We start from the raw sequence: 26,401 nt of genomic DNA on the forward strand, positions 1-26,401 counted from the left end.
TCCAATGATTGGCATGGCTCAGTTGAACGCCCGCAGCGAGGCTTCGATCTGCGCTTGTGATGGCAACCTGCCGATCAGCACCAATTGCGAGCGCCGCTCGCCGTCGGGCCATCCGGACAGATGCACCGGTTCATGAATCAAATGCTGGACGCCATGAATGACCAGCGGCAATTCGGAGCCGCCAACGTTCAGAATTCCTTTGACGCGCAGGATATCGGCGCCCCGGCTGTGCATCAGCATCGACAGCCATATACCGAAAGCGACCCAGTCGATCGGCTCGTCAAATGTCAATGAATATGTCGAGATCTCACCGCGGTGTGGACCTTCCGGCTGTCGTCCAAACGCCCGGTATTTCGCCGATGCGGTGTTCGATGCGCCGTTGGCAATACCCGCCAGCGCGAACCAGCGCCGCACCTCGTTGATGCGCGCGGCAGGCTGATCGAGATCCTCACTCAGCAGGACCTGCGCATCGCCGGCATCGTCGCGCGACACGGCCAGCCATGCAGACCCATTGATCTGCCGCAGCGCACTCTGTACGGTCTCAAGGTATGCGGCACCGACCAGATCCGCCTTCGTAATCACCAGCCGGTCAGCGATCGCCGCCTGCTTGCGCGACTCGGCCTGCTGTGCGAATTGATCGAGCGCATGAACCGCGTCGACTGTCGTCACTACATTGCCGAGCCGGAAGTGGTGCCGCAGCACCGGGTCGCCGGCGACCGTATTGAGCACCGGCACGGGGTCGGCCAAGCCAGTGGATTCGATGATGACGCGATCGAAGGCCGGCACTTGTTGGCGTTCGCGCCGGCCATGAAGATCGAGCAGGGCCTGTCGCAAATCGGCGCGCACGCTGCAGCATATGCAGCCGTTCTGCAGCACGACGGTCTCGTGATCGAGCCGTTCCAGCAGCCGATGATCGAGGCCGATTTCGCCAAGTTCGTTGATCAGCACTGCGCAATGCGCGAATGCAGGTTCCCCAAGCAGGCGCTTTAACAGCGTTGTCTTGCCGCTGCCGAGAAAGCCCGTCAGCAGATTAATGGGAATCCGTTGCACGGGGTTGAGCGGTTCGTTCACGATGCCTGCCGCAAACGATCAAGCAGATCCGCGGCCAGCGGATCGACACTGCGACCGCTCAGGCGCTCGACCGCCGGCCACAACTGTGCGAGGTTTTCGACGATTTCCGTCTTGCCGGTGAATGTGCTGATCAAATAGGCGTGGCTTTGCCAATCGCTGACGGTACAGGCAAACGCTCGAAGCACCCGGTTCAGGCAGGCGACCCGCAACTGCCGCTCGCGGCGTCGCACCTGTGCATGCTCATCTTCTGCCGCCGGGCTACCGGCATCGGTCCAATGTGCTCTGCCGCCGAGCACTCCGCATAACCCACACATCACACGCCTCGCCCGATATCCGCTCAGCTGCGCGGGAAACGCCGCGCGTAATCGCTGGCCATCTCTTCCATGGGCACGAATTTGACGCCCGCATGCCCGGACATGTATTCGAACAGGCGCTCGAGCATCAGCAATACCTGCGGCCGGCCAGACACGTCCGGATGGATAGTGATCGGGAAGACGGCGTAATCATATTCCCGATAAACCCAGTCGAACTGGTCGCGCCACATCTGCTCTATATCCCGCGGATTGACGAAGCCGTGGCTGTTCGGCGCCTTCTTGATGAACATCATCGGCGGCAGGTCGTCCAGGTACCAGTTGGCCGGAATCTCGATCAGATCGGTTTCCCGACCGCGTACCAGCGGCTTCATCCAGTCGCGCGCATCTTTCCTGTAGTCGATCCTGGTCCAGGAGTCGCCAACGCGTACCCGATATGGCTGGAAATCGCGATGCATCAGGCTGTGGTCGTAGAGGATGCCACGCTCGATCAGCAGTTCGTTGGTCACATTGCTGAACTCCCACCACGGGGCGACATAACCGGTCGGCTTGCGGCCGGCAAGCCGGGTGATGAGCTCGATGCTTTTGTCGAGAACGTCGGCTTCCTGCTGGCGCGTCATCGCGATCGGGTTCTCGTGCGAATAGCCATGCACGCCGATTTCATGACCCGCGTTCGCCACCGCCTGCATCTCTTCCGGGAAGGTTTCGATCGAGTGGCCCGGTATGAACCAGGTGGTCTTGATCTGCATACGCTCGAACAGCTTCAAGAGCCGCGGCGAGCCCACCTCGCCGGCGAACAGACCGCGCGAGATGTCATCAGGAGAGTCCTCGCCGCCGTAGGAGCCGAGCCAGCCGGCTACCGCATCCACATCCACACCGAAACCGCACAAAATCTGTTTAGCCATGCACGTGCCTCACAAAGTGAAGTGAACTGATGGTCGCATTGCGCTCGGACGTCGTTGCGCCATCAGGAGCACAAGTCCCATTTGGGAGCGCCTTTATGGAAAATCGTCCGCGATGATCGGCGCGAGCGCGATACCGGCGCACAGCAGTCGCGCTTCGTGCCCGGCCGGCGCACTGAGCAACAAGCTGGTCGGCATCTGCGCCGCGCCCAAGCCGTTCGGCAACGCGAGCCCGCAGGTATTCAGCATATTGCCTGGCAACGTATTGCAGATCGTCTTCAGGTTCACACGGGCGAACACGTCGGGATCAGCCTCAACCGACGCAATCGGCGGCGCGACGTGCGGTACTGTCGGCATCACGAGTAGCGCGTCGCCGAGCGTAGCCCATAGCGAACGCTGCAAGGCGACACGGCCCCCCTGCAATGCATTGAAGTCCTCTGCCAACATCGTCTTGCCGCCCATCATCCGCCTATAGACGGTGACATCGATTTGCGCATGGCGCGGGCTCTCGAGCAGTTCGCGATGCCATTGATAACCCTCGGCTGCGGCAATATTGCCGTGACGCGCAATCAACTCGCGCACCTGTGTGAGCTCAGGGACAGGCTGCCATCGCACCCGCACGCCGGCCGCCGCCGCTCGCTCGAGCGAAGCGATGAAGTTCCGCCGCACTTCCGGCTCGACCTCGTCGAGTATCGCATTTTCCGGGGCGACCAACGTCAGCGATGTCAACGCCGTCGCGTCAGGTCCGAGCGACGGGGCCTTAAGGCCGCGCAAGGCAAGATCGAGCAAATAGCAATCGGCGACGTCGTGCGCGAATACGCCGATCGTGTCGAGCGTGCGCGACAACGGGAATACGCCGCGCGTGTCTATCCATCGCTCGGAGGTCTTGAGGCCGACCACGCCATTGAATGCCGCGGGGGTGCGGACGGAGCCGCCCGTATCGGTGCCTATTGCAACCGGCACGAGTCCCGCAGCGACGGCCACGGCGGAGCCCGAGGACGAGCCTCCGGGCACGCGCGGCACGTCGCTTGCGCGCGGATTCAACGGTGTGCCGAAATGCGGATTGACTCCAAGCGCAGAGTAGGCGAATTCAGACAGGTTGGTTTTGCCGAGCGTCACCATACCCGCGGCCGCGAGATTGCGCACGATCGGCGCGTCATGCGGCGCTGGGGGCGCGTCCCGATAGATGGCCGAACCCGCGGTCGTGGCGAGACCTTCAATATCGATCAGGTCTTTCCATGCGACGGGCACGCCATCGAGCGGGCCAAGAGGCTGACCAGCCCGATAGCGAGCCGCGCTTTTCGCCGCTTCATGGCGCGCCCGTTCGAAGCAGGTCGACGTAAAGACTCCGGGGTTTGCCCCCGTCTCGATACGCTCGACGAAGTAATCGGTGAGCTCTCGCGCATCGAGTTTGCGATCATGCAGCAGGCGGCCGAGCTCGGCCGCTGTAAGCGCTGCAAACGGGGAAGAGGAAGTAGTCGTCATTATTTCAATGCCGCGGCGATGGCCTTGCCGACGTCGGTGGTATTGGCAGTGCCGCCGAGATCCGACGGGCGCGGTCCCTCGACCAGTACCGTTTCGATTGCATGGATGATCGCATCGTGGGCTTCGCGATAGACACCGCTTCCGTTGCCGAGGAAATCGAGCATCATCGCACCGGACCAGATCATCGCGATCGGATTGGCGATATTTTTGCCGTAGATGTCGGGCGCCGAGCCATGGACTGGCTCGAACAGCGACGGAAAACGGCGATTGGGGTTCAGGTTCGCCGACGGCGCGATGCCAATGGTGCCGGCGCAGGCAGGGCCCAGGTCCGAGAGGATATCGCCGAAGAGATTCGAGGCGACGACGACATCGAAGCGCTCCGGACTCAGTACGAACCGCGCGGACAGGATATCGATGTGATATTTGTCCCAGCGCACATCCGGATAGCGCTTCGCCATCGCCTCGACGCGTTCGTCCCAATACGGCATCGTGATCGAGATACCATTTGACTTGGTTGCCGAGGTGAGATGCTTCTTCGGCCGACTCTGAGCGAGATCGAAAGCGAAATCAAGTATCCGGTCGACGCCCTGGCGCGTGAAGACGGTTTCCTGAACCACGAACTCGCGGTCAGTCCCTTCGAACATGCGGCCGCCGACCGACGAATATTCCCCTTCGGTGTTTTCACGCACCACATAGAAGTCGATGTCACCCGGCTTGCGCCCGGCCAGAGGACTCGGCACGCCGGGCATCAGGCGCACTGGACGCAAGTTCACGTATTGCGAAAAATCGCGCCGAAAGCGCAGCAGCGAGCCCCACAGCGAGATATGGTCGGGCACGGTCTCGGGCCAGCCGACCGCGCCAAAGAAGATTGCCTCGAACTGCATCAACTGGTCAAACCAGTCAGGCGGCATCATTTCGCCGTGCCGCGTGTAGTAATCGCAGTTGGCCCAATCCATTGTGCTGAATTCGAGCTTGATGTTGAACCGACGTGCCGCCGCTTGGACTACGCGCATGCCCTCCGGCATCACTTCCTTGCCGATGCCGTCACCGGCGATAACCGCAATCCTGTGTGTTTTCATTGACTCTTCTCATCTTGCAATGGGCTTACCGGAACCGACCAAGCCTGACTGAGGCGAATCATAGCGCGCACGCTTCGCGATATAGTAATCGCTTACGTGATCCAATCGACTACAGAAAGTGAACAATCTCCCCTCGATGGAAGACCTTCGCCTGTTTTGCCTCGTCGTGCATAAACAGAGTTTCGCCGCCTCCGCACTCGAAATGGGCGTGTCCAAAGCCTTGATCAGCAAACGCATCGCTGTGCTCGAGAGCCTGCTCCAGGCGCGACTACTGCATCGCACCACGCGGAAGGTATCGGCTACCGAGAGCGGTCATATCGTCTACCAGTGGGCACAGCGCATCCTGGAGGATGCCGAACAGATGGCCGAGGCGATTTCGTCCTCGAAGATTGCGCCTCGCGGATTGCTGCGCGTCTGTACCAGCTCAGGTTTCGGCCGGAATCATGTGTCACGCGCGGTGTCGGCGATGGCGCAGCGTTACCCGGAACTCGAATTTCAGTTGGAGCTGCTCGACCGGCCCGTCGATCTGGTGCGTGAGGGATTCGACCTGGACATCCGGATCGGTGTCGTGCGTGAGGAGACCCTTATTACGAAGCTGATCGCCCGCAACGCACGTGTACTATGCGCCTCGTCGACCTATCTGGAGCGTTGGGGGACTCCGTCACGCCTCGCCGACCTGGCGCATCATAGATGCATCGTCATCCGCGAGCGCGATCAGGAGTTCGGCCGCTGGAAGCTGGAGGCGACCGACGGTCAAGAAACGGTTCGCATCCGCGGACCGCTTTCCGCAAATAACGGCGAGATCGCGCATCGCTGGGCAATCGACGGACACGGCATCATCCTGCGCTCGATGTGGGACGTCGGGCCGAGTCTGAAGCGCGGCGAGCTCAAACGGGTGCTGCCCCAGTATCAGCAGGACGCGAATGTATGGGCTGTTTATCCATCCCGGCTGTCGACATCGGCGAAGGTTCGCGTATGCGTGCAGTTCCTCGAGGAATGGCTGGCCGCGAACGTTTGAAACCCCGTCCCTCGCGGTCGCAGGCGCGCGCCATTGCATATCAGTTCAAAATCAGGGCGCCAATGTTTATCGTTCACGTTTTGTGTCTTATCTTTTCACGAATCGACCGATTAGCTAACGGCCTGTCGACACTACAATGCGCCGAGCCTGGCAATTAACCTGTTGAAGGAACGCTGATGGGAAACGCAACGAAACAGTTGAAGAGTCTTAAGGACTTGAAAAAAGTCGGCTTTATCACGCCGTCGTCGAACACGGCACTGGAGCCGATGACGATGGCAATGACCGACCAGATCAGCTCGCGCATCTCCACCCATTTCAGTCGGGTTCCGGTAAAGACACTGACGCTCGACAGCAAGGACGTCAACCAGTTTCAGACGCAGAAAATGGTGGATGCGGCGGCGCTCCTGAGCGACGGTCGTATGGACGCCATTCTGTGGAACGGCACCTCTGGCAGTTGGACTGGCAAGGGGTTCGAAGCCGACATCAGCTTGTGCGAGGAAATCAGTGAAGTCACCGGAGTGCCGGCTTCGACCTCTTCGCTGGCTCAACTCGACGTGCTCAAGCACTACGGCATCAAGCGCTTCGCGCTGGCGGTGCCGTACGTCGAGGAACCGACTCGCAAGATCATCGAGACTTACGGTAACCAGGGATTCACCGTGGTCAACGCTGCCAGGCTCGATCAAACCGAAAACGTCGTGATCGGCAATACGCCGTTTGAGCGAATCAGGCAGTTGCTGCGCGATGCAGATTCGCCCGACGCCGAATGCCTCGTCGTCGCGTGTACCAATCTGCCGGCGACCGCCGTGGTCGACGAGATGGAGGCGGAACTCGGCAAGCCGATTTTCGACAGTATCGCAGTGACGTTGTGGAAAGCGCTGAAGATGACGTCAATAGACGTACCGCTGCATGGCTTTGGCAAATTGCTCAGGGCCAAGCCGGTGCTTGGGGAACTCGAGCGTGTCATGTCCGCCCTTCGTGAAGTGACTGGCGGCAGCCGCACCACATTGCGCATCGACATTCCCGAGCACAACTGCAATGTCGACAGGGTCTGCGCTGAATCGGTCGCGCCGGGCATCCCAGAGCTGAAACTGAATACCTCGTTGAATCAGCGCAGCCTGGCGACCGTGCAGTGGCTCATCGCGACCCGCAAGCCGTTGGTCCAGGACGACTGTGCGAACGCGGAGGTCAAACCGCCGAAGGCGCTGATGGAAGTCTATGGTGTCAAGGCACAGATGCTGGTTGGCCTCGAGGCGGCCGATGGCGAAGTGATCGGATGGATCTCGGTCCATTACGTGCCGGGCACGCGCAAGTGGACCGACGCTGAAGTCGCCGCGCTGCAAAGCGCAGCCGATCAGGTCCGTTCCATCTTGCAGCGAAGCAACTGGGCGTCTTTCAAATAAGTAGTCCCTGCTACATTCGGCCGTTCACGCAGCAATCGTGTGCGGCCGGTCCGACGATTCCGTAGGATTGCAAACGATATTCAGTTGAGGAAGGAGTGGGAGACCATGAGCATACCTGTCGAGAATGCCGCCGTTCAGGTCAAGACGTCGGTAAGGTGGAAAATCTTTTTCGTATTGCTGGGGCTGGTAGCGATCAACTATATCGATCGAGCATCGCTATCGGTCGCGATGCCGTTGATCTCGAAGGATTTCAACATAAATCCGGCGTTGCAGGGCCTGATTTTCAGCTCGTTCTTCTGGACCTATGCGTTGATGCAGGTGCCGGGCGGCATGCTCGCCGACCGTTTCAAGCCGCGCATCGTGATCACGGCCGCTGCAGTCTTCTGGGGCGGATTTCAGGCAATTGCAGGCATGGCCACCAACGCCACCACGTTGCTGCTGACCCGGTTCGGACTGGGTGCGGCTGAGGCTCCGATCTACCCGTCCGGCGGCAAGCTCAACGGGATCTGGCTGACGCAGAACGAACGCGGCCGCGGCGCAACACTGCTGGACGGCGGCGCCCCGCTGGGCGCGGCCATCGGCGCGATATTAATCACCTCGTTGATTACCATGCTGGGATCCTGGCGCCTGGCGTTCATCGTGGCCGGCGTCGGCACGGTGCTCGCCGGGCTCTACGCGTGGCACTTCATTCGCAACAGCCCGCGCGAGCATCGCGGCGTTAATGAAGCGGAGGCCGCCTATATCGAGCAGGCTCGGGCGATCGAAGACGAGGGCGAGCCTGCTCAGCTAAGCGGCAAGAGGCTCGACCTGTTCAAGTACCGTACTGTATGGCTCATGTTCTTCGGCTATATGTTTTCGAACGTCGTGTTCTACGGCTTGTTGACCTGGATGCCGAACTACCTGAGCAAGGTACATGGCTTCAATATCCAGCAGATGGGAGGCGCCAGCTTCATCATTTTCCTGTCGGGATTCGTCGGCGAACTGGTCGGCGGCTTTCTATGCGATAAATGGAAAAGCGCAGGCGGCTCGCCGAACAAGGTCATGCGCACCATGCTCGCTTTCGCTTCGATCGTAGTTACCGTCGCGGTGTTTTCGGTTGCTTACGCGAGCGGTCCCACTCTGACGGTCGTACTGTTGTCGGTAACATTGTTTTTTCAGCGCTGGACCGGGCTCTACTGGAGCATCCCGTCGCTCGTCGGGACGCGCAACAGGGTGGGCCTGCTCGGGGGCCTCATGAACCTCGGCGGCAATATCGGCGGGGTACTCGTACCGCTCGCGGTCGGCTTGATCGTGCAGTTGACCGGCTCCTACTTCCTCGCACTGATGGTCTTTACCGGTGCCGGTATCGGTCTGCTGCTCTGCTCGACGTGCATCAACTACCAGAAGAAGATTGCAGTTTGAGCTGCCTGCACACCAGAAGAATGGCGGATCGTTGCCGGACCTCTAGTGCAGGGCCGGCCCGGCTGATGCGAGGCAAAACAATCGTCGGCGGGCCATTTAAAGTAGCTGCCGCGATGTCGCAATACAATCACCCCGCTGCGGCGGACAATTCTTCGGGGGCGATCAGCGACAACTATGGATTCACGTCCCCGTTTCCGAAGAGCCTGAGTGGTTCGGGCGTCGAGAAGCAGAGAATTCTTGGCGTCGGGGCGGGATACGATTTCGGAATCGTACAAGCTACCCTCGCCTACACCAATGTGCTGTTCGACTATCTGGATACGTCTGGCCTTCGGTTGCAGAACGCCGAGTTGTCGCTGGCTCACAACATTACTCCGAGTCTCCTCGTCGGCGCAGCGTACATCTATACGACGGGAAAATATTCAAACTCGGAAAAGCCGCACTATAACCAGGTCAATCTGGGGATCGATTATTCGTTGAGCCGCCGTACCGATGTGTATCTCGTTGGCCTTTACCAGCGCGCTGGTGGTGCAGCGCAATACGCGCAGATTTTCTCCTCGACTGCCTCAACGTCCGATTCGGAAACGCAGGTCATCGCCGGGGTCAGGACACGCTTCTGACGGAGCGATTTGCATTGGCGCCGAATCATGGTGTCCGCCGCGGCGAGAGACTATGCCTAGGACCGGGCGTCGAAAATGGGCAAGCTTGATATTGCGCTCGACGAAGCACCAGGCAAAGGATGGCTCGTTGTCGACATGAAGGCAGATCGGGCAACGGTGTTTCCAGCTGTCATCCCATGGCATACGCTGACTGCAGGTTTGTCAGCGCATCTCTAGCGGGCGTCTGGGTGGCCGCTTTGATCGAGCTAAAGATGCTCGGAGATGCTGGGCGACAGGTTGCTCAGGGTCGACTATGGACGTGCGAAATTGGCCAGTTTCGGGCCATTTTCAGCCATTGCCGGGCATTCCGAATCGGCATGCAAATGTCGCTCCCCAGACAACGGACCACCGATAAGTCTCGTCCCTTCATTGGACACTTTCGATGGTAGCGGTACGCTGTCCTTCGGAATGCAAATTTTTTACGGCAAAAGCTATGGCTTTCAATCACGTATGCCGTAATTAAAACGCAGACCACTAAAGCTGCGCGCTTGCGCAACGAATCAGGAGATTTAGGTGATCAAGTTGTCTTTTTCGCAAAAACTGTGGCTGCCACTGGTTTTGTGTCTTCTGTGCTTCGCCGGACTCTCGGTGATCGACGCCTATCGCACTCGAGACGTTCGTCTGGAAGAAAGAAAAGCCGATCTGGTGCATGCCTCGGAACTCGCCATTGCAGTCGTCAAGACATTCGCCGGTCAGGCTGCTGTCGGAACGATCACGGTCGACGAGGCGAAGAAGAGGGCCACGGATGCCGTGCGCAACATGCGTTACGCCGGCTCTGACGGCTACTTCACGATCATCGACTCGGAGCACGTTCTCATGCATCCGATCCATCCGGAGATCCAGGGCCAGGACGTGAGAGGGTTCAAGGACCCGAATGGCGTACTCACCTTTCAGGTCGCCATCGATATAGTGAACCGGGAGGGCAAAGGCTTCACTCGTATCGGGTTTTCGAAGCCCGGTGTCAGCGGCGTCTTCCCGAAGATCACGTATGAGGACGCCTATCGTCCATGGGGCTGGATTATTCTGACAGGTGTCTATCTCGACGATATTAACGCTGCTTTCCATACAACCTTGTACCAGAGCATCGGTTTGCTTGTCGCAGTCGGCGCTTTGCTAAGCCTCGTAGTGATCCTGCTCAATCGCGGCATTCTGCGCTCGCTCGGCGGCGAGCCCGGTTACGCGGCCGCGATCGCGACGCGGGTTGCGAATAACGACCTCACCGTCGTCGTGAACACCGCGCCGAACGACCGCAGCAGCCTGCTCTACTCGATGAAGCGGATGCAGGATCAACTGACGGAGACAATTCGCACGATCACGACGTCGGCCGAGTCGATCGCATCGGCAACGGGCCAGATTGCCGCCGGCAACCAGGACCTCTCCCAGCGAACGGAGGAGCAGGCCGCGGCGCTGCAGGAAACTGCTGCGACCATGGAAGAGCTGACCTCGACAGTCAACCAGAACGCCGACAACACCCGTCAGGCAAGTCAGGTCGCTGCGCAGGCGGTACAGGTCGCGCAGCGCGGCAGCGGCGTCATGTCGCAGGTCATCGATACGATGAGCGGGATCCAGGCCAGCTCGGACAAAATTGCCGATATCGTCGGCATGATCGAAAGCGTTGCGTTCCAGACCAACATCCTGGCGCTCAACGCGGCCGTCGAGGCCGCCCGCGCGGGCGAGCAGGGCCGGGGGTTTGCGGTCGTTGCGAGTGAAGTACGCTCGCTCGCGCAGCGCTCGTCGTCGGCGTCGAAAGAGATCAAGGGGCTCATTCAGGACTCCGTCGAACGCGTGCGAGCCGGCGCCGAGTTCGTCAACGCGGCCGGCGTGACAATGGACGAGATCTCACAATCAGTGCAGCGTGTCACCGACATCATGGGCGAGATCGCGGCGGCGTCGATCGAACAGAGCAATGGTATCGGCCAGGTCAGCAAGGCTGTCACGCAGATGGACTCGGTGACACAGCAGAACGCGGCGCTCGTCGAGCAGGCCGCCGCGGCCGCGAGCTCGCTCGAATCGCAAGCCGGCGATTTGCGCTCGTCGGTGGCGGTCTTCAGGCTGCCGTAGGCGGTGTACAGGCCATCGGGCGGCCTGGCACAGAGTCCATGCTGCTTTCGTTGGCGCGAGACACCGAGCCTTCTTTCTTTGAGAGATCGACGCACTCCGATCAAACGGCTCTTGCGTTTCCCTGAAGTCCCGTTTATACGGCTTCGCCGTTATCCGCAATCTTCGCAGTGGACTCACTACGGCTCATGCACATCTTAGCGAGACGGTTGTCACGCATTCACTTTAATTCACGGCAAAATAGGGATTCCGATGACTTACCCAACCGATATCAGAGATGTCGAGACAATTGATCCCGGCACGCGAGTGCGGGCGCTGTTGGCCAGCGGGATCGGTAGCACCATTGAATGGTACGACTTCATCCTTTACGGAACCATGGCGGCAATCGTTTTCGGCCCCTTGTTCTTCCCCGCGCGCGATCCGTCGGTCGCATTGATGCTCTCGTTCGCGTCATTTGCGCTGGCGTTCGCGATGCGCCCGATCGGCGGCATCATCTTCAGTCATATCGGTGACAGGATCGGCCGTAAGAAAACGCTAGTCATGACGCTCTCGTTGATGGGCGGCAGCACGCTGGCTATGGGTCTTTTGCCCGATTACAACGCCATCGGAGTCTGGGCTCCTATCCTCTTGACAGTACTGCGCGTCATTCAGGGAGTCGCGCTCGGGGGTGAGTGGGGCGGAGGCGTACTGCTGGCGGTCGAGTACGCGCCCAGGAAATACCGGGGCCTTTTCGGCGCGGTCCCGCAAGTCGGAACCATGCTGGGCCTTGCGTTGGGTTCGCTGGCAGCATCGGAGGCGAGCGCGATCTTCTCGAAACAGGATTTTCTCAGGGTCGGCTGGCGAATTCCGTTCATTCTGTCCTTCCTCCTTGTCATCATCGCTTTCTGGATTCGCCGCTCAGTCGATGAAACGCCGTCCTTCAAGAAGGTCCTTGCGAACGAGAGCGCGAACAAGGTGCCATTGCTGGAAACCATCAAATTCCACTGGCGGGCAGTGCTGATGACCATCGGGGCGAAGTTCATCGAAACCTCGGTCTTCTATATCTTCGCAGTGTTCTCGATTTCCTATACGATCGGCCTCGGCTTCGAGCGGACCGATACACTCAATGCAGTGTTGGTTGCCTCGCTTTTGTCTGCTCCGATGGTTCTCTTTAGCGCGTGGATCTCCGACCGAATCGGCCGGAAAAAGATTTTTATTATCGGCGCCCTCGCTAGTATGGCCTTCGTCCTACCCTTCTTCTGGCTCGTTCATCAAAGATCGGTCGCGTTGCTGTACCTGGCCGTCGTTGTAGGCTTCGCCGTCATCTATCCCATGGTCGGCGCTGTAATGGGTCCGTTGTTTGCCGAGAATTTCCCGCCGGAAGTTCGATACACAGGTATTTCGCTGGGTTACCAGCTCGGAACCGCACTGGTTGGTGGTCCGCTCCCCCTTATCGCTACGGCGCTTCTGGTTGCCTTCCACGGGTCCTATGTCCCGATCGCCCTTTTCGTAGTTCTCTGCGGCATCGTTTCCCTGGTTGCCATCTCGTTCGCCAAGGAAGGCCGCGGCCAGCATCTCGACGCCTGGAGGACCGTTGCTCCGTTGGGGGTAGGGCCTGCGCTCGACGCCGAAGAACGCCCGCCGCGCCTCAAAAACCCAATATCACGTAACGGGTGAGATGCGCAGTTGATCACGGGGCCTAGGCTCCGCGCACAGTCCGTGTGTCAGTCTGGACGTTTGACCTTGACCTTGACCCGGAGCCGCTGTTCGTCCATTTGGCTTGGCCAAAGTTTTGTGTGACCTCGATGATGATGTAGTGCAACACCGATACGCGGTCTTCGAGGCTCTCTACTCGAGAATCCGCTAGCTTTGCTCAAGGCCGCCGGACGCGAAGACCTATCGATTGAGTTCGGGCGCAAAGCGGCGTGTCTGTGCCTAGAGCGCTTCATCGAACCGAAAATGCCCCGGCTCATATTCTTGAACTATCGCGCTAATGCGCTCGCCACCTTGGTGCAGGACTCGCAGCCGGTATTGCTACGACTCGAGGCCTACGGGTTTGCCATCCAGCGAATTGTTTTACCGAGCGCGGACTGGCTCTGACCGGCTTGGCACGCGTCCGTGGCCATGATCGCCAATAAAAAACCTCTGCTCTATGTAGAGCTTTGCGTAACGACCCACTGCTGCCCGTCAATAATCTGCTTCGAATGTCCCCACCTTCGCGAACTGCTTCATCGCATCGTCACTAGGTACTCACGGCGCGTTTAAGTTTGCCGCTCAAGTGCCGTTATGACATGTTTATGTAGTTACTTACAATTGCCCGTTTGGCGATTCCGCCTGATGGCCTTCCCCGCGGAAAGATTTCTAATCCTATGAAACCGATGAGCGAAGGATGCCGCGATTGAGCAGCACCACGACAGCCGACAGGGCTGCGGCCAGTACCACCAGAATCCCGAGGCTCTGGTACAGCGACGAGCGGAATGCCGAGTCGAGGTGGTCGACGTAGAGCCCCGTCGTGAGAATCCAGTCCCACGGCTGGTAGGTCACGCTGTAGGCAATCTTCGGGAAAGTTCCGGTGCTTCCCGGCCTGTTACCCGCAAATGCGGTAAAGCCCTTGCCGTCGCGCTTGATGACAGCAACCATATCTCTGAAGAGGTAAACACCGTTCGGATCCGTGTAGTCGCTGACGTCCTTGTTATTCATCTCCGCTTGCATCGGGTGCATCAGGACCTTCGGCTGAGAATTGACGATCATGAAATAGCCAGCCTCGCCATACCGCATGTTCCGGATGCGAGCCATTGCCCGCTTCTGGGCTTCCGCCAAAGGAAGGGTGCCGGCGGCCACGTCGTCGCCAGAGGTCTTGACGACACTCAGGGCGATCTCCGACGCGTGTATCAGGTCGGCCTTCCGCTCCGCCAGCCGCATTTCTCTCGTCTGGTAAGACGTTATAGATCGATATTCCGGCGAGATACAGCAGGCTCAGCACGAGCGGCAGCCAGAGCTTTTGAACAAACGTTCGTCAGCGGCAGCCAAGGAAATCAAGGAGCTGATCCACGATTCCGTGGAGCGGGTCCGCACAGGCGCCAGCCATGTACAGGAAGCCGGAACGAAGATGCACGAGATCACCCGCGAGATCAGGCGCGTGACCGACATCATGGGTGAAATCACCGCCGCGTCGCAGGAACAGAATGGGGATCGGCCAGGTCAACCAGGCCGTCACGCAGATGGATGAAGTCACGCAGCAGAACGCGGCGCTGGTCGAACAGGCGGCGGCCGCCGCCGGCTCGCTCGAGTCGCAGGCGAACGATCTGAAAGCGTCCGTTCCGATGTTCAGGCTGAACGCCTCACGCGACGCCGAGGTCAGCCGCCCTGTCGGGCAAACGCATACGAAGGCGACACCGGCGCGCGCTAGGGCGTCAGCCACACCAGCCCTGAAGCGATCCGCGCCGCAGACCGTTCGGGGGGGCGCAAACCGCACCGGCCGGAGAATGGGGCAGCTTTTAGGGGGCCACCCGTATCACAGGCGATTGAGCGGCAGAGCAGTGAGCCCAGCTTGGCACTGAAGGTTCGCCGCTCAACGCACAAAACTCCGCCGGACAACGCTCATCGGGGTCCCACGTGGAATACCAGCGTGTATCAATACACGATAAGTATTGAGCCATTGCCTGGGCTCCGCTACAACGAGAGCGCATGTCGCTGATACCTGAATGGAGTGCGGTGGGCGGAGGTTGATGGTCGAGATATGCATTTCAATTCATACAAAAAATCACCGGAGACGCGTCGATAAACGTCGCGTCGCCTCCGTGGGTCCACAATCTCCGGTCAGTGCTGCTAGCCTTGATGGCGACATCGCTCGCTTACATGGTCAGCTTTGCACTCAAGACCGTGGACGACGAAATCGCGCCGATCTGGCTTACCAACTCGGTTCTGGTCGCGCAGATCGTGGTTGCGGGGCCCCGGCAGCGATATTAGGTGCTCGCCGGCGGAACGCTCGGCAATCTCGCGGCCAGGCTGATGGCCGGTTAGAGTCTGGCGGCGCTCTTCTCGTATTCGTCCAGCGGCATCCTCGAGGTCGTGATTGCGTTGCTGTTCGTCCCGCGTGTTGCCACGGTTGCCGAACTGATTCGTCCCAAACCGCTCGTCAGGTTTCTCGTCGGTGGCGCACTGCTGGCGCCTATTGCGCCCGGGCCGGGTTACTTGAGACGGCTTTGTTGGGCCGGCAACTGAGCGACTCTCTATTTCTGACCTTGGCCCGTTGGTACGTCTCGCATGCTTTGGGCCTCGCCATATTCACGCCGGCGGTCGTGGCCTTCTGGACGGGCGAAGCGACTCAAGTTATGCGCGGGGCCAACCGTATGAAGACCGGTTGTCTGTTTCTGTTACTTTGCGTTGTCACGGTTGCCGTCCTTACACGGGTTGATGGAGGTCCACGATGCACTGCGAACGGAGTCTCCGCGATTCGGTGGAAACGGGCCTCTGGGGCGTCAATGAGACGACGTTCGAGCTGCTCGCCGATCTTCTGACGTTGCACGAGCGCCAACTGGGCGCTGCTCCGCATCACGCCGTGGCCAGATCGATGCAATCGAGTGTAAAGAGCTACGCGGATGAATGTCGAAGTAACCGAGGCGAAACTGAAACAGATAGTCGCGACGGCTGAAGATCCCGATTGATTGCGGTCACGGGCCCGAAATCTAGCCCAGCTTCGCTTGCCGGATCGACAACCTCTCGTGCCATGAGGTGCCTGGCGCCATCGCGATGGTCCGAAGTGGCTGGCGGATTCAACCGGTCGATGCAGCGCCGGTGACCGTCTCTTCATGGTCGGATTTTGCCAATCCACGCCAAGCTGGAGATGGCCAGTGAGCGGAAGGTTGCACAAACGCTGGGAAGCATCGCGGCAACAGATCTGGCCACACTGATGGAAGGGGCGCGGCGGGTGCTGGTCTCCTGTAGTGCCGCGGAGCGGGTGAGCTGCTGGGCGGCGGAACATAAAAGAACGCCGGCACATAAATTGCGCGGCTATGGTTTTGCCATGCGTTGTTCGACAGGGGAGGCGTCATGAACAAGCTTGCGTCCATTCTCGTGTGGGGTGTGCTGGCCGCTGTCGGCGCTTTCGCCTTCGCCAGGCTCGCGCTCGGGCGCGGTGAAAGTGTGAATGCCGTGTGGCTCGTGACTGCGGCCCTCATCGTTTATTTCATCGCATACCGCTTCTATAGCAAGTTCATTGCGGAGCGCGTATTGCGACTCGACGACACGCGCCAGACGCCGGCTGAGCGCCACGACGACGGGATGGACTACGTACCGACTAACAGGTGGGTGCTGTTCGGCCACCATTTCGCCGCAATCGCCGGCGCCGGTCCGCTGGTGGGCCCCGTGCTGGCAGCGCAGATGGGCTACCTGCCTGGCACACTGTGGATCCTCGCGGGCGTCGTGGTGGCCGGTGCGGTGCAGGATTTCATTGTGCTTTTCGCGTCAGTGCGCCGTGACGGCAAATCTCTTGGCGAGATGGTCAAGATGGAACTGGGCCCGGTTCCCGGCTCGCTGGCTCTCGTCGGGGTACTCGCGATCATGATCATCATTCTCGCGGTCCTGAGCCTCGTGGTGGTCAAGGCGCTTACGTCCAGCCCGTGGGGTCTCTTCACCATCGCGGCGACGATACCGATCGCGCTGCTGATGGGCGTCTACATGCGGTTCATCCGCCCGGGGCGGGTAGGAGAAGCGTCCCTGTTCGGCGTTGTACTTCTGCTCGTTTCGATCGTACTCGGGAAGACGGTCGCCAACGATCCCACCTGGGGACCGGTCTTTACCCTTACCGGCCCGCAACTCGCGTGGGCTCTCATTCTGTACGGCGCCATCGCCTCCAGCCTGCCGGTCTGGCTGATGCTCGCGCCGCGCGACTACTTGAGTACGTTCCTGAAGATCGGCACGATCATTGCGCTCGCGGTCGGCATCTACGTGGTCGCGCCCACGCTTTCGATGCCGCGGACCACGCGCTTCATCGACGGCACTGGGCCCGTGTTCTCCGGCACGCTCTTTCCTTTTCTGTTCATTACCATTGCCTGTGGCGCGGTCTCCGGTTTTCATGCGCTGATTTCGTCCGGCACCACACCGAAGATGATCGAGCGTGAGTCGCATATGCGTCTGATCGGCTTCGGCGGCATGCTCGCCGAGTCGTTCGTCGCGATCATGGCGCTGACGGCAGCATGCGTACTGCATCCGGGCATCTACTTCGCCATGAACGCACCGGCGGCAATCATCGGCACGACCGCCGCGCAGGCGGCGCAAGTCGTGTCGAACTGGGGATTCGTCATCACGCCGGACCTGATCAACCAGACGGCCGCGAACATTGGCGAAACCAGCATCCTGTCGCGCGCCGGCGGCGCCCCGACGCTTGCCGTAGGCATGGCGCAGATTCTCGGTCAGGCCTTGGGTGGTCAGACCATGGAGGCCTTCTGGTATCACTTCGCCATCCTGTTCGAGGCGCTGTTCATCCTGACTGCCGTAGACGCCGGCACGCGGGTCGGCCGCTTCATGATCCAGGACATGCTAGGTCATGTCTATCGGCCGCTCGGCGACACCCAGCTCCTGCCCGCGAACCTGCTGGGCACCGGCCTGTGCGTGGCTGCCTGGGGCTACTTTCTCTATCAGGGCGTGGTCGATCCGCTCGGTGGCATCAACACACTGTGGCAGCTTTTCGGAGTGGGTAACCAGATGCTCGCCGGCATTGCCCTGCTGCTCTGCACGAGCGTCCTGGTGAAGATGAAGCGGGAGCGCTACATCTGGGTGACGTTGGTGCCGACAGCGTGGCTCCTCATTACCACGCTCACTGCCGGCATCCAGAAGATCTTCCATAGCGACCCGCGTATCGGCTTCCTCGCGCTGGCGAACAAGTTCAGTGACGCCGCCGCACAGGGGACCGTACTCGCTCCCGCCAGGTCGATTGCGGAAATGCAGCGGGTCGCCTTCAACAACTATCTGGATGCGGTGGTCTGCGGCTTCTTTGTCGTGCTGGTGCTGGCGATGTGCGTCTTCGCCGTCACGATCTGCTTGCGGGCGCTGCGGCAGGCACAGCCCACTGTCAACGAGACGCCTGTTGTTGTGCGCGCCAAGGGGGCTTGATCATGAAAACGATCTTCAATGGCAAACTCGCGGCGGTGCCAGTTCGGGGCGCGAACGCCGGGGCCGTGAGCAACGCACTGGGGACACGGCTGTCGGAGCTTGCGCGCACCATGCGCGGAGCCTGCGCGCAGATGTTCGGCATCCCGGACTATGAACGCTATATTGAGCACATGGCCTCGCGCCACCCGTGCGATCCGCTGCTGTCGCGACGTGAGTTCTTCATCTGGGCCATCGATCGGAAATACAGTCGCAAGGGGCCGAGGTGCTGTTAGTTCGGTGGCTTCCATCGCATCCGTCACCACGGGCTGCTCGCCAACCCGGTGCGCCGCGCCAGTCTGGCAAAGGTGCGTGATCTGCTGCACATCGCACCCGAGGTCAGCCCGTCACCGGACGACGCCATCATCGAAACCCGCCCCGTCTTCATCTGCCGGCACTGCGGAGCACCGATGATCGTCATCGACATCCTCGCGCGCAGCGCCCCGATCCGCCCACCGCCCATGCGCCGCGATCCGACAAGAACTCCACGGTTCCTCGACCTGCCTGTCGAACATTGGCTCCGCAGCAACGCGGCCCAGGGGCGGACGTCTGCGCGTGTCGCTTCGCGAAGCGCTTCACCCGCCCGCTTCATTATCGCGAATGCACGACTACACCGCTTCGCTACGGCGTCAGTGCCCCGCCGGCACTCCGCCTGACCGTGCCGCATCCGACACCACTGACCATCCGAGCCTATCAATCGCCATAGCCGCGAATCAACATCGAGCCGACCCAGGTGTCGATTACGCCGGACAAGAAGGACATGTATCTGACGGTCACGCTGCACGAAGGCGAGCCGTACACGATTTGCGCCGTCAAGCTGGCCGGCAATCCGCTCGATCGCGAAGCGGAGCTATCGAAGCTGGTCAAGATCAAATCGGGCGAGCGCTTCTCGGCTGAAAAACTGCAGGCCACCACTAAGGCGATTGTCGACATGCTGGGCGAATATGGCTACGCGTTCGCCCGGTCAATGCACAGCCGCAGATCAATCAGGCCAACCACACGGTCGACCTGACGCTGCAGGTCGACGCGAGCCGGCGCGTCTACGTGCGCCGTATCAACGTGGTCGGCAACACGCGCACGCGCGACGAAGGGGTGCGCCGTGAAATGCGTGAGATGGAGAGCTCGTGGTTCGACTCGAACCGTCTCACGCTGTCCGACAGACCGGATCAACCGTCTCGGTTACTTCACCGATGCCGACGTGACCACGGCGCCGGTCGAAGGCACGCCGGACCCGGTTGACGTCGACGTGAAGGTGACGGAAAAACCGACGGGCACGATTTCACTCGGCCTGGGCCATGGCTCGCGCGAGGGCCCCATTATTTCTGCGGGCGTATCGCAGGATAACGTGTTCGGCTCGGGCACGAGCCTCGCGCTGAATGTGAACACCTCGACTACTAACCGTACGCTGACAGTCACGCAGGCCGATCCGTACTTCACGGTCGTCGGCATCAAGCGCATCACCGACGTCTACTACCGCACGATATTCGACCGACTCGAGCTTCCGAATCATCACGGCTGGAGCGGACCTCAAATTCGGCGTGCCTTTCTCCGGGTCTGACATGGTGTACTTCGGCTTGGGGTTCGAGCAGAACCGTCTGGATATCGACGCCAATACACCGCAGAGCTATAAGGATTAGGTGACGGGCTTTGGGCGGGTCTCCAACAACGTGCCGTTGACGGTGGGATGGTCGCGTGACGACCCGCAGACGGTCGGCCTACTGAGCTGCCTGCAAAACGTACATGACGTCTTGGGCGTCTGGCAATGGGGCAACAGGCTGCGCTCGATCGCGCGTCAATTCGGTCTCAACGCCGACCGACTTGCAGACGCTGCATGGGCCTGCCATGCCGATGCGGTCGCCCGAGAATAGTGTAACCAAGGCCACCTACGGGAAGAAACTTCGTGAAGAGCGCCGGTAGCATTCAGCCAGCGCTTCTATGGCACAGGCTCAAGCACGCGCCGCGCAGCGCCGATATGATTGCAGTGCGAGCGGCCACAGCCGCTCGCGCACCTTGAGCCGCGCGAGCAACGCAGCGGCGCGCTCGCGCGCTTCGTCCTCCGCGACGCCACGCGAGACCAGCGTCTCGGCGACCAGCGTGAGCGCCGAGACGCGCGGAATCACGCGCAGGAACTGACTCACATCCTGAGCTTTGACTCGATGGATTCCCTGCAGCAGGCACTTAATTCACCCGAACGCCGAGCGACATCGAATGATCTGGCCAATTTCGCCCTTGCCGGCGTCGAGCTTCTCGTATTCGACATCAAAGACGTTTGAACGCTACGTGGTGTCTCGGTTGCATACGTCAGTGTCAGCGATGCGTCTGTCACCGGATGGCTAGTCGCTGTCGGGCTGCGCTGCTGCCATCTCTTGCGCCGCCCGAATCCGGCTCGCCGTCGCCGACGCCAACGAAGAAGCAGCCGGGAGATACCACCAACGACGCAGCAGCGACGCGGCAACGCTCAGCTGGCGACTGCTGGTGGGCGACCGACAAGAGCCGGTCGACCGGAATCCGCGACCGGCAGCGTGCCCGCCTGTAAGAGACAGTCGCGCGACAGATATGCGCGGCGCAGTTCTGATCCGACGCCCGCACAGTTCTATATGCGGCTGGTGCGGCGGCAAATCTTGCGGATGTAAACGACCAGCGCATTCCGTCGAAAGCGAGTGCTGCCGATGGTCCGGTCCTTCGCCGTTAATGACAGACCTGTAATCAGCGAGCAAGGGTGCCGTCAACTACCCGATCCGATAATGACTGTACGGTCTCAACGCCAGCAAGGCGCGTTCGAGTAGAGTCGCTCGCGTCGACCGCCATGCGTGTCAGCATCGTGGACGCACGGCACCTATATGCCATGACCGCGTGACCATTCACTTCCCGCGTAGAAGGCACCCTTGCGCCAGGCCCCTTTGCCCCGGACGATCGATCTTTCCGAATATCTCGATGTCCATGAAAGCCGCGCTTTTTCTTGCGATCGTTCTCGCCGTGCTTGGTACCGGCGGTTGTGCGAATACTCATCCGGGTCAATCAGCAACAGAGACACTTTGATCCGGCGTGCGAACGTCGTCCTGGACGCCGGTCGCATCTCAGTACCTGCACGTGAAGGCGCACTGGGCGGCCTGAAACAGCCGCTCCTTTCACGGCACATTCGTTGTTCGCGACGTAATCGCCATCCTGTTTGCTTGCATCTCATTCGAGGTTCGAGCGGACAGTTATATCGCTTCCAGCAGGTGATCAAACATGAGCATAGCTAAAGACTCCTCTTTTCTTGTCCGTCATTCCATGCTGAGCGCTTTCATTGCAGCCATTGTCGCGGTCGTGGCGGCTGGATTCGGCTTTATGTATTCGGGCCTGTACGATGTGTCGGCCGCGTCCGGACACAACCCACTTGTCGCGTGGGCGTTGCATAAGACCTACCTTCAGTCGCTGCACCGCCATGCGGCCGGCATCCAGGTGCCGACCGACCTGATGACCGTCGCCAACGTCGAAGCTGGCGCCCGTCTCTACAACGGCACTTGCGTCGCGTGTCACGGCGCGCCGGGACAGACGCTGAGTCCGATTGGTCAGGGCATCCTTCCGATGGCGCCGGAATTGCTAAGCGCAACGCGCCGTAACAATCCTCAGATGATGTTCTGGGTGATTAAAAACGGCGTGAAAATGACCGCAATGCCAGCATTCGGCAAAACGCAAGACGACCAGGCCATCTGGGACTTGACGGCATTCCTCTATAAAGGACGCGGCATGTCTGCTCAAGACTTCGAAAAGCTAAGCGCAGCCAAACCGAACGCCTCCTTCAAGGCATTGCAGTTGCGGTAGTACTCGCCGGTACCGCTATTTTGTTTGCACGGTCGCGATCAACGGCACACCTGATTAAGAGGCAGAGTGCGGTTTGTCTATCGTCGATATCGCAACCGGCATATATGCGCTAAACGGCATTTTGCTCGCGCTCTATCGCCGCGAGCGGACAGGCAGAGGTACCGCATTTGGAGTCTCGCTGTTCGACGCCATGGCTGAGTGGATGAGTTACCGGGCGTATTAGACGCGCGACAGCTGCAAGCCGGTAGAACGCTCCAGCCCGCGTCAGGCAACCATCGCACCTTATGGGCCATTCACCGCAGGCGACAGTAAGACGGTTTTCTTCGGAGTCCAGAAGGAACGGGAGCGGCGGGGCTTTTGCCCGTCGTCAATGATCGGCGTGCCTATCCCGTGGTTCCAGTTGGTCAGATGGCCAACGTTAACGCTCTTGGAGTCTTTTTTGCAGGGTCTCTTATTTGTTGCTGCCAGCCCCTGTCCCGTACAAACCATTGTCAAATCCGCCCGCGCCTTGCGTCTTGTGATCCTTGGCCCCGGTTTTGCCGCGCGACGTCGCCGAGCTGCCGTCCCGGGTTTGCGGCTTTTGCGATTCATGAACGGCCGAGGCGGCCGGATCAGGCTGGGACCCCATGGGGGAAGTACGGTTTTCTTGCTGTGATGCGCCGCTGTTCTGCGGAATTTGCGCAATACCGCACTGGCTCGCAGCGAGCATCGCGATTCCCACTGCGAGCGACGCCCAGCCGTTCCACGCGCGGCGGGTGGGTAGAAAGTGAAGATTCGGTGTCATGACACAAACCTGCCTATAGATGGTGAAAGGAAAATAGCGACCAACTGTAAAGGTGGATGAATTGCTTATAGATGTAGCGATGTAGCAGAATGAATGCCCGAAATTGTTCAACCGGCTGCGACGCTTCATATTTGTCGCATCGCGGGGTAAAAAAACACCTCGCTGCAGCATTTAACACGGGCATCTATAATCGCGACCAGTATCCCCGAAGAGAGCCGAGGCCATTAATGACCCACATGTCCCGGCGACAATTCATGAAGGTTTCCGCCGCCACGCTCGCCGGATCGAGTCTAGCCCTGATGGGCTTCTCGCCGACACCCGCGTTAGCGGAAGTCCGTCAGTACAAATTGTCGCGCACTACCGAAACCCGCAATACCTGCCCGTACTGTTCGGTGGGCTGCGGCATCCTGATGTACGGACTGGGCGACAACGCCAAGAACGCGAAGTCCAGCATCATCCACATCGAAGGCGATCCCGACCATCCTGTCAATCGCGGCACACTTTGCCCGAAGGGCGCGAGCCTGATCGACTTCATTCATAGCCCGAGCCGGTTGAAAGTCCCCGAGTACCGCGCGGCAGGTTCGAATGAATGGACACGCATCTCATGGGAAGACGCGCTCGACCGTATCGCCAGGCTGATGAAGGAAGACCGCGATGCCAACTTCGTCGAGACGACGGCAGACGGCAAGAAGGTCAATCGCTGGCTGACCACCGGCATGCTGGCCGCCTCTGCCGGTAGTAATGAAGTAGGCTATTTGACGCACAAGACTGTTCGCAGTCTTGGCATGCTCGCATTCGACAATCAAGCACGTGTCTGACACGGCCCGACGGTGGCAGGTCTTGCCCCGACGTTTGGCCGTGGAGCGATGACGAACCATTGGGTCGACATCAAGAACGCGGATGTGATTCTCGTGATGGGCGGCAATGCGGCCGAGGCGCACCCATGCGGTTTTAAATGGGTCACGGAAGCCAAGGCGCACCGCAAGGCGCGATTGATCGTGGTCGACCCGCGCTTTACGCGGACGGCGTCAGTCGCGGACTATTACGCGCAGATCCGGACCGGCTCGGACATTGTGTTCCTGGGTGGGGTGATCAACTATCTGCTCACGAACGACAAGATCCAGCACGAGTACGTGAAGAACTACACGGACATGTCGTTCATCGTCCGCGAGGATTTTTCGTTTACCGACGGTCTGTACTCCGGCTACGACGCCGAAAAGCGCAGCTACGACAAGAGCTCGTGGGACTATGAGCGCGGCGACGACGGCTTCGCCAAGGTCGATCCGACGCTGCAACACCCGCGCTGCGTGTATCAGCTGATGAAGCAGCACTACTCGCGCTATACGCCCGAGCAGGTGGAGAAAACGTGCGGCACGCCGAAGGAGAAGTTCCTGCACGTGTGTGAGATGCTGGCATCGACGGCGGTCCCGGGACGCGCCGGCACTGTGCTGTACGCGCTCGGCTGGACGCATCACTCGGTCGGCTCGCAGATCATCCGCACCGGCGCGATGATGCAGCTGCTGCTGGGCAACATCGGCATCGCGGGCGGCGGCATGAACGCGTTGCGCGGCCATTCGAACATCCAGGGCCTGACCGACCTGGGCCTGATGTCGAACCTGTTGCCGGGCTACATGACGCTGCCGATGGAAGCGGAGCAGGACTACGATGCGTATATCACGAAGCGCGCGACGCAGCCGCTGCGGCCGAACCAGCTGAGCTACTGGCGCAACTACCGCGCGTTCCACGTCAGCTTCATGAAGTCGTGGTGGGGCGACAATGCGACGGCCGAGAACAACTTCGGCTTCGACTACCTGCCGAAGCTCGATAAGTCATACGACATGCTGCAGGTCTTCGAGCTGATGAATCAAGGCAAGATGACTGGCTACATCGCGCAGGGTTTCAACCCGCTCGCCGCGGCGCCGAACAAGGCGAAGATCGGCGCGAGCCTGGCTAAGCTGAAGTGGCTCGTGATCATGGACCCGCTCGCCACCGAAACTTCCGAGTTCTGGAAGAACCACGGTGTTTTCAACGACGTCGATACGGCCTCGATCCAGACCGAAGTGTTCCGTCTGCCGACCACCTGTTTCGCGGAGGAGCGGGGCTCGCTCGTCAGTTCGAGCCGCGTGCTGCAGTGGCACTGGCAGGGTGCGGAGGGCCCAGGCGAAGCGAAGAGCGACCTCGAGATCATGTCCGGGCTGTGGTTGCGCATTCGCAATGCTTATAGAAAGGACGGCGGCAAGTACCCCGATCCAATCCTCAACATGAGCTGGCCATATGCCGATCCGGAAAGCCCGACGCCCGAAGAACTCGCGATGGAGTTCAACGGGAAGGCCCTCGCCGACGTCACCGATCCGACCGACAAAACCAAGGTGCTCGCGAAGAAGGGCGAACAGCTGGCGAGCTTCGCGCAGTTGCGCGACGACGGCAGCACCGCGAGCGGCTGCTGGATCTTCTGCGGATCGTGGACTCAGGCGGGCAATCAGATGGGCCGCCGCGACAACTCCGACCCGACCGGCATCGGCAATACGCTGAACTGGGCGTGGGCATGGCCGGCGAACCGGCGGATTCTGTACAACCGCGCTTCGTGCGACGTGAGCGGCAAGCCGTTTGATCCAAAGCGCAAGCTGATCGCGTGGAACGGCCGCGCGTGGACGGGTGCCGACATCCCCGACTTCAAGGCCGATGAGCCGCCCGAGAACGGCATGAATCCGTTCATCATGAACCCGGAGGGCGTGGCGCGTTTCTTCGCGCGCGACGGTCTGGTGGAAGGGCCGTTCCCGGAGCACTACGAGCCGTTTGAAACGCCGCTCGGCTACAACCCGCTGCATCCTGACAACAAGGCGGTCGTCAGCAATCCGGCGGCGCGCGTGTTCCCCGACGACCGCGCCGCGTTCGGCACGCACGAGAACTTCCCGCATACGGCGACCACTTATCGTCTGACCGAGCATTTCCACTACTGGACCAAGCATGCGCATCTGAACGCGATCATTCAGCCGGAACAGTTCGTGGAGATTGGCGAGGATCTGGCGAAAGAGGTCGGCGTGGTGGCGGGGGACCGCATCAAGGTGTCGTCCAATCGCGGGCACGTGATCGCCGTGGCGCTCGTCACCAAGCGGATCAAAACGCTGACAATCGAAGGGAAGAAAGTACAGACGGTCGGTTTGCCGTTGCACTGGGGCTTCAAGGGACTCACGAGGCCCGGCTATCTCGTCAATACGCTGACGCCCTCCGTGGGCGATGGGAATTCGCAAACACCGGAATTCAAGTCGTTCCTCGTCAAGGTCGAAAAGGCATAAGGAAA

22 protein-coding genes and 2 pseudogenes are annotated in these 26,401 nt (G+C 60.2%); 15 read left to right on the plus strand and 9 right to left on the minus strand.

What is annotated here, in order from left to right; genetic code table 11:
* Positions 1 to 18: 18 nt before the first annotated feature.
* The 5 genes from RW095_RS07305 to RW095_RS07325 form a co-directional block, all read right to left on the minus strand.
* Positions 19 to 1,071 (minus strand): CobW family GTP-binding protein, encoded by a 1,053-nt coding sequence (locus RW095_RS07305; protein ID WP_317015405.1) that lies wholly within the window; start codon positions 1,069 to 1,071, stop codon positions 19 to 21.
* On the minus strand, positions 1,068 to 1,205 hold the full coding sequence (locus RW095_RS07310; protein ID WP_317015406.1) for a hypothetical protein: 138 nt from the start codon (positions 1,203 to 1,205) through the stop codon (positions 1,068 to 1,070). The genes RW095_RS07305 and RW095_RS07310 overlap by 4 nt, the downstream gene beginning before the upstream one ends.
* A 203-nt stretch (positions 1,206 to 1,408) precedes the next feature.
* Positions 1,409 to 2,287 (minus strand): polysaccharide deacetylase family protein, encoded by an 879-nt coding sequence (locus tag RW095_RS07315; protein ID WP_317015407.1) that lies wholly within the window; start codon positions 2,285 to 2,287, stop codon positions 1,409 to 1,411.
* 93 nt (positions 2,288 to 2,380) lie between these two features.
* Positions 2,381 to 3,769: an amidase family protein gene (locus RW095_RS07320; RefSeq protein WP_317015409.1), complete on the minus strand. Its 1,389-nt coding sequence runs from the start codon at positions 3,767 to 3,769 to the stop codon at positions 2,381 to 2,383.
* The gene (locus tag RW095_RS07325) at positions 3,769 to 4,848 is read right to left on the minus strand and encodes a tartrate dehydrogenase (protein WP_317015410.1); all 1,080 of its coding nucleotides are present in this window, start codon (positions 4,846 to 4,848) and stop codon (positions 3,769 to 3,771) included. Before RW095_RS07325 ends, RW095_RS07320 begins: the two co-directional genes overlap by 1 nt.
* 118 nt (positions 4,849 to 4,966) lie before the next feature.
* On the opposite strand from RW095_RS07325, the gene RW095_RS07330 reads away from it, so the two are divergent.
* The 6 genes from RW095_RS07330 (at position 4,967) to RW095_RS07355 (ending at position 13,037) form a co-directional block, all read left to right on the plus strand.
* Positions 4,967 to 5,866 carry a LysR family transcriptional regulator gene (locus RW095_RS07330; RefSeq protein ID WP_317015412.1) on the plus strand — a complete coding sequence of 300 codons (900 nt, stop codon included), beginning with the start codon at positions 4,967 to 4,969 and terminating at the stop codon, positions 5,864 to 5,866.
* A gap of 176 nt (positions 5,867 to 6,042) precedes the next feature.
* Positions 6,043 to 7,266, plus strand: a complete 1,224-nt coding sequence (locus RW095_RS07335) for an aspartate racemase/maleate isomerase family protein (RefSeq protein WP_317015413.1) — start codon at positions 6,043 to 6,045, stop codon at positions 7,264 to 7,266.
* 105 nt (positions 7,267 to 7,371) lie between these two features.
* Positions 7,372 to 8,667: an MFS transporter gene (locus RW095_RS07340; protein ID WP_317015415.1), complete on the plus strand. Its 1,296-nt coding sequence runs from the start codon at positions 7,372 to 7,374 to the stop codon at positions 8,665 to 8,667.
* Between the two features lie 65 nt (positions 8,668 to 8,732).
* Positions 8,733 to 9,284 carry a porin gene (locus RW095_RS07345; RefSeq protein ID WP_317015416.1) on the plus strand — a complete coding sequence of 184 codons (552 nt, stop codon included), beginning with the start codon at positions 8,733 to 8,735 and terminating at the stop codon, positions 9,282 to 9,284.
* Between the two features lie 552 nt (positions 9,285 to 9,836).
* Positions 9,837 to 11,384, plus strand: coding sequence for a methyl-accepting chemotaxis protein (locus tag RW095_RS07350; protein ID WP_317015418.1), 1,548 nt, complete (start codon positions 9,837 to 9,839; stop codon positions 11,382 to 11,384).
* A 249-nt stretch (positions 11,385 to 11,633) separates the two neighbouring features.
* Positions 11,634 to 13,037: an MFS transporter gene (locus RW095_RS07355; protein WP_317015419.1), complete on the plus strand. Its 1,404-nt coding sequence runs from the start codon at positions 11,634 to 11,636 to the stop codon at positions 13,035 to 13,037.
* 690 nt (positions 13,038 to 13,727) lie between these two features.
* Here RW095_RS07355 and RW095_RS07360 read toward each other — a convergent pair.
* Positions 13,728 to 14,282 carry a cache domain-containing protein gene (locus tag RW095_RS07360; RefSeq protein WP_317015421.1) on the minus strand — a complete coding sequence of 185 codons (555 nt, stop codon included), beginning with the start codon at positions 14,280 to 14,282 and terminating at the stop codon, positions 13,728 to 13,730.
* Positions 14,283 to 14,418: 136 nt separating this feature from the next.
* Between RW095_RS07360 and RW095_RS41375 the strand changes: the two genes are divergently transcribed.
* From RW095_RS41375 to RW095_RS07380, 4 genes are all read left to right on the plus strand, one after another.
* Entirely contained in the window at positions 14,419 to 14,589 is a 171-nt protein-coding gene (locus RW095_RS41375) for a hypothetical protein (protein ID WP_394365049.1), read from the plus strand.
* A gap of 608 nt (positions 14,590 to 15,197) precedes the next feature.
* Positions 15,198 to 15,329, plus strand: coding sequence for a hypothetical protein (locus RW095_RS07370; protein WP_317015422.1), 132 nt, complete (start codon positions 15,198 to 15,200; stop codon positions 15,327 to 15,329).
* A 1,083-nt stretch (positions 15,330 to 16,412) separates the two neighbouring features.
* On the plus strand, positions 16,413 to 18,473 hold the full coding sequence (locus RW095_RS07375) for a carbon starvation CstA family protein (protein ID WP_317015423.1): 2,061 nt from the start codon (positions 16,413 to 16,415) through the stop codon (positions 18,471 to 18,473).
* Positions 18,474 to 18,475: 2 nt separating this feature from the next.
* Positions 18,476 to 18,745, plus strand: a complete 270-nt coding sequence (locus RW095_RS07380) for a YbdD/YjiX family protein (protein WP_317015425.1) — start codon at positions 18,476 to 18,478, stop codon at positions 18,743 to 18,745.
* Between the two features lie 23 nt (positions 18,746 to 18,768).
* Here the strand turns inward: RW095_RS07380 and RW095_RS41720 are convergent, their stop codons facing one another.
* Positions 18,769 to 18,930 (minus strand): hypothetical protein, encoded by a 162-nt coding sequence (locus tag RW095_RS41720; protein WP_317015426.1) that lies wholly within the window; start codon positions 18,928 to 18,930, stop codon positions 18,769 to 18,771.
* A gap of 294 nt (positions 18,931 to 19,224) precedes the next feature.
* Between RW095_RS41720 and bamA the strand changes: the two are divergent.
* A pseudogene (gene bamA, locus RW095_RS07390) lies at positions 19,225 to 20,206 on the plus strand (outer membrane protein assembly factor BamA); the annotation flags it as partial.
* A gap of 285 nt (positions 20,207 to 20,491) precedes the next feature.
* On the opposite strand, the pseudogene RW095_RS07395 reads toward bamA, so the two are convergent.
* A pseudogene (locus tag RW095_RS07395) lies at positions 20,492 to 20,647 on the minus strand (phosphonate C-P lyase system protein PhnL); the annotation flags it as partial.
* Positions 20,648 to 20,650: 3 nt separating this feature from the next.
* Here RW095_RS07395 and RW095_RS07400 point away from each other — a divergent pair.
* The 3 genes from RW095_RS07400 to RW095_RS07410 all read left to right on the plus strand — a co-directional run bounded on the left by RW095_RS07400 (position 20,651) and on the right by RW095_RS07410 (position 22,539).
* Entirely contained in the window at positions 20,651 to 20,782 is a 132-nt protein-coding gene (locus RW095_RS07400) for an EthD family reductase (RefSeq protein WP_317016639.1), read from the plus strand.
* 958 nt (positions 20,783 to 21,740) lie between these two features.
* A complete protein-coding gene (locus tag RW095_RS07405) occupies positions 21,741 to 22,316 on the plus strand; it encodes a c-type cytochrome (protein ID WP_317015428.1) in 576 nt (191 codons plus the stop codon).
* Positions 22,317 to 22,389: 73 nt separating this feature from the next.
* A complete protein-coding gene (locus RW095_RS07410) occupies positions 22,390 to 22,539 on the plus strand; it encodes a CoA transferase (RefSeq protein WP_317015429.1) in 150 nt (49 codons plus the stop codon).
* A gap of 228 nt (positions 22,540 to 22,767) precedes the next feature.
* Here RW095_RS07410 and RW095_RS07415 read toward each other — a convergent pair whose 3' ends face one another.
* Positions 22,768 to 23,100 carry a beta-xylosidase gene (locus RW095_RS07415; protein WP_317015431.1) on the minus strand — a complete coding sequence of 111 codons (333 nt, stop codon included), beginning with the start codon at positions 23,098 to 23,100 and terminating at the stop codon, positions 22,768 to 22,770.
* A gap of 227 nt (positions 23,101 to 23,327) precedes the next feature.
* Between RW095_RS07415 and fdnG the strand changes: the two genes are divergently transcribed.
* Positions 23,328 to 26,396 carry a formate dehydrogenase-N subunit alpha gene (fdnG, locus tag RW095_RS07420; protein WP_317015432.1) on the plus strand — a complete coding sequence of 1,023 codons (3,069 nt, stop codon included), beginning with the start codon at positions 23,328 to 23,330 and terminating at the stop codon, positions 26,394 to 26,396.
* The last annotated feature ends 5 nt before the right edge of the window (positions 26,397 to 26,401 follow it).

Source organism: Paraburkholderia kirstenboschensis (genome assembly GCF_032806925.1).
Lineage (GTDB): Bacteria > Pseudomonadota > Gammaproteobacteria > Burkholderiales > Burkholderiaceae > Paraburkholderia > Paraburkholderia kirstenboschensis.

Coding starts and splice junctions, on each gene's coding strand:
- RW095_RS07315 (WP_317015407.1), bottom strand. CDS start 2,287: ATGGCTAAACAGATTTTGTGCGGTTTCGGTGTGGATGTGGATGCGGTA.
- RW095_RS07320 (WP_317015409.1), bottom strand. CDS start 3,769: ATGACGACTACTTCCTCTTCCCCGTTTGCAGCGCTTACAGCGGCCGAG.
- RW095_RS07325 (WP_317015410.1), bottom strand. CDS start 4,848: ATGAAAACACACAGGATTGCGGTTATCGCCGGTGACGGCATCGGCAAG.
- RW095_RS07335 (WP_317015413.1), top strand. CDS start 6,043: ATGGGAAACGCAACGAAACAGTTGAAGAGTCTTAAGGACTTGAAAAAA.
- RW095_RS07340 (WP_317015415.1), top strand. CDS start 7,372: ATGAGCATACCTGTCGAGAATGCCGCCGTTCAGGTCAAGACGTCGGTA.
- RW095_RS07345 (WP_317015416.1), top strand. CDS start 8,733: ATGCGAGGCAAAACAATCGTCGGCGGGCCATTTAAAGTAGCTGCCGCG.
- RW095_RS07355 (WP_317015419.1), top strand. CDS start 11,634: ATGACTTACCCAACCGATATCAGAGATGTCGAGACAATTGATCCCGGC.
- RW095_RS07360 (WP_317015421.1), bottom strand. CDS start 14,282: ATGCGGCTGGCGGAGCGGAAGGCCGACCTGATACACGCGTCGGAGATC.
- RW095_RS07370 (WP_317015422.1), top strand. CDS start 15,198: ATGGCGACATCGCTCGCTTACATGGTCAGCTTTGCACTCAAGACCGTG.
- RW095_RS07375 (WP_317015423.1), top strand. CDS start 16,413: ATGAACAAGCTTGCGTCCATTCTCGTGTGGGGTGTGCTGGCCGCTGTC.
- RW095_RS07380 (WP_317015425.1), top strand. CDS start 18,476: ATGAAAACGATCTTCAATGGCAAACTCGCGGCGGTGCCAGTTCGGGGC.
- RW095_RS41720 (WP_317015426.1), bottom strand. CDS start 18,930: ATGACGATCATCGGTGCTCCGCAGTGCCGGCAGATGAAGACGGGGCGG.
- RW095_RS07405 (WP_317015428.1), top strand. CDS start 21,741: ATGAGCATAGCTAAAGACTCCTCTTTTCTTGTCCGTCATTCCATGCTG.
- RW095_RS07415 (WP_317015431.1), bottom strand. CDS start 23,100: ATGACACCGAATCTTCACTTTCTACCCACCCGCCGCGCGTGGAACGGC.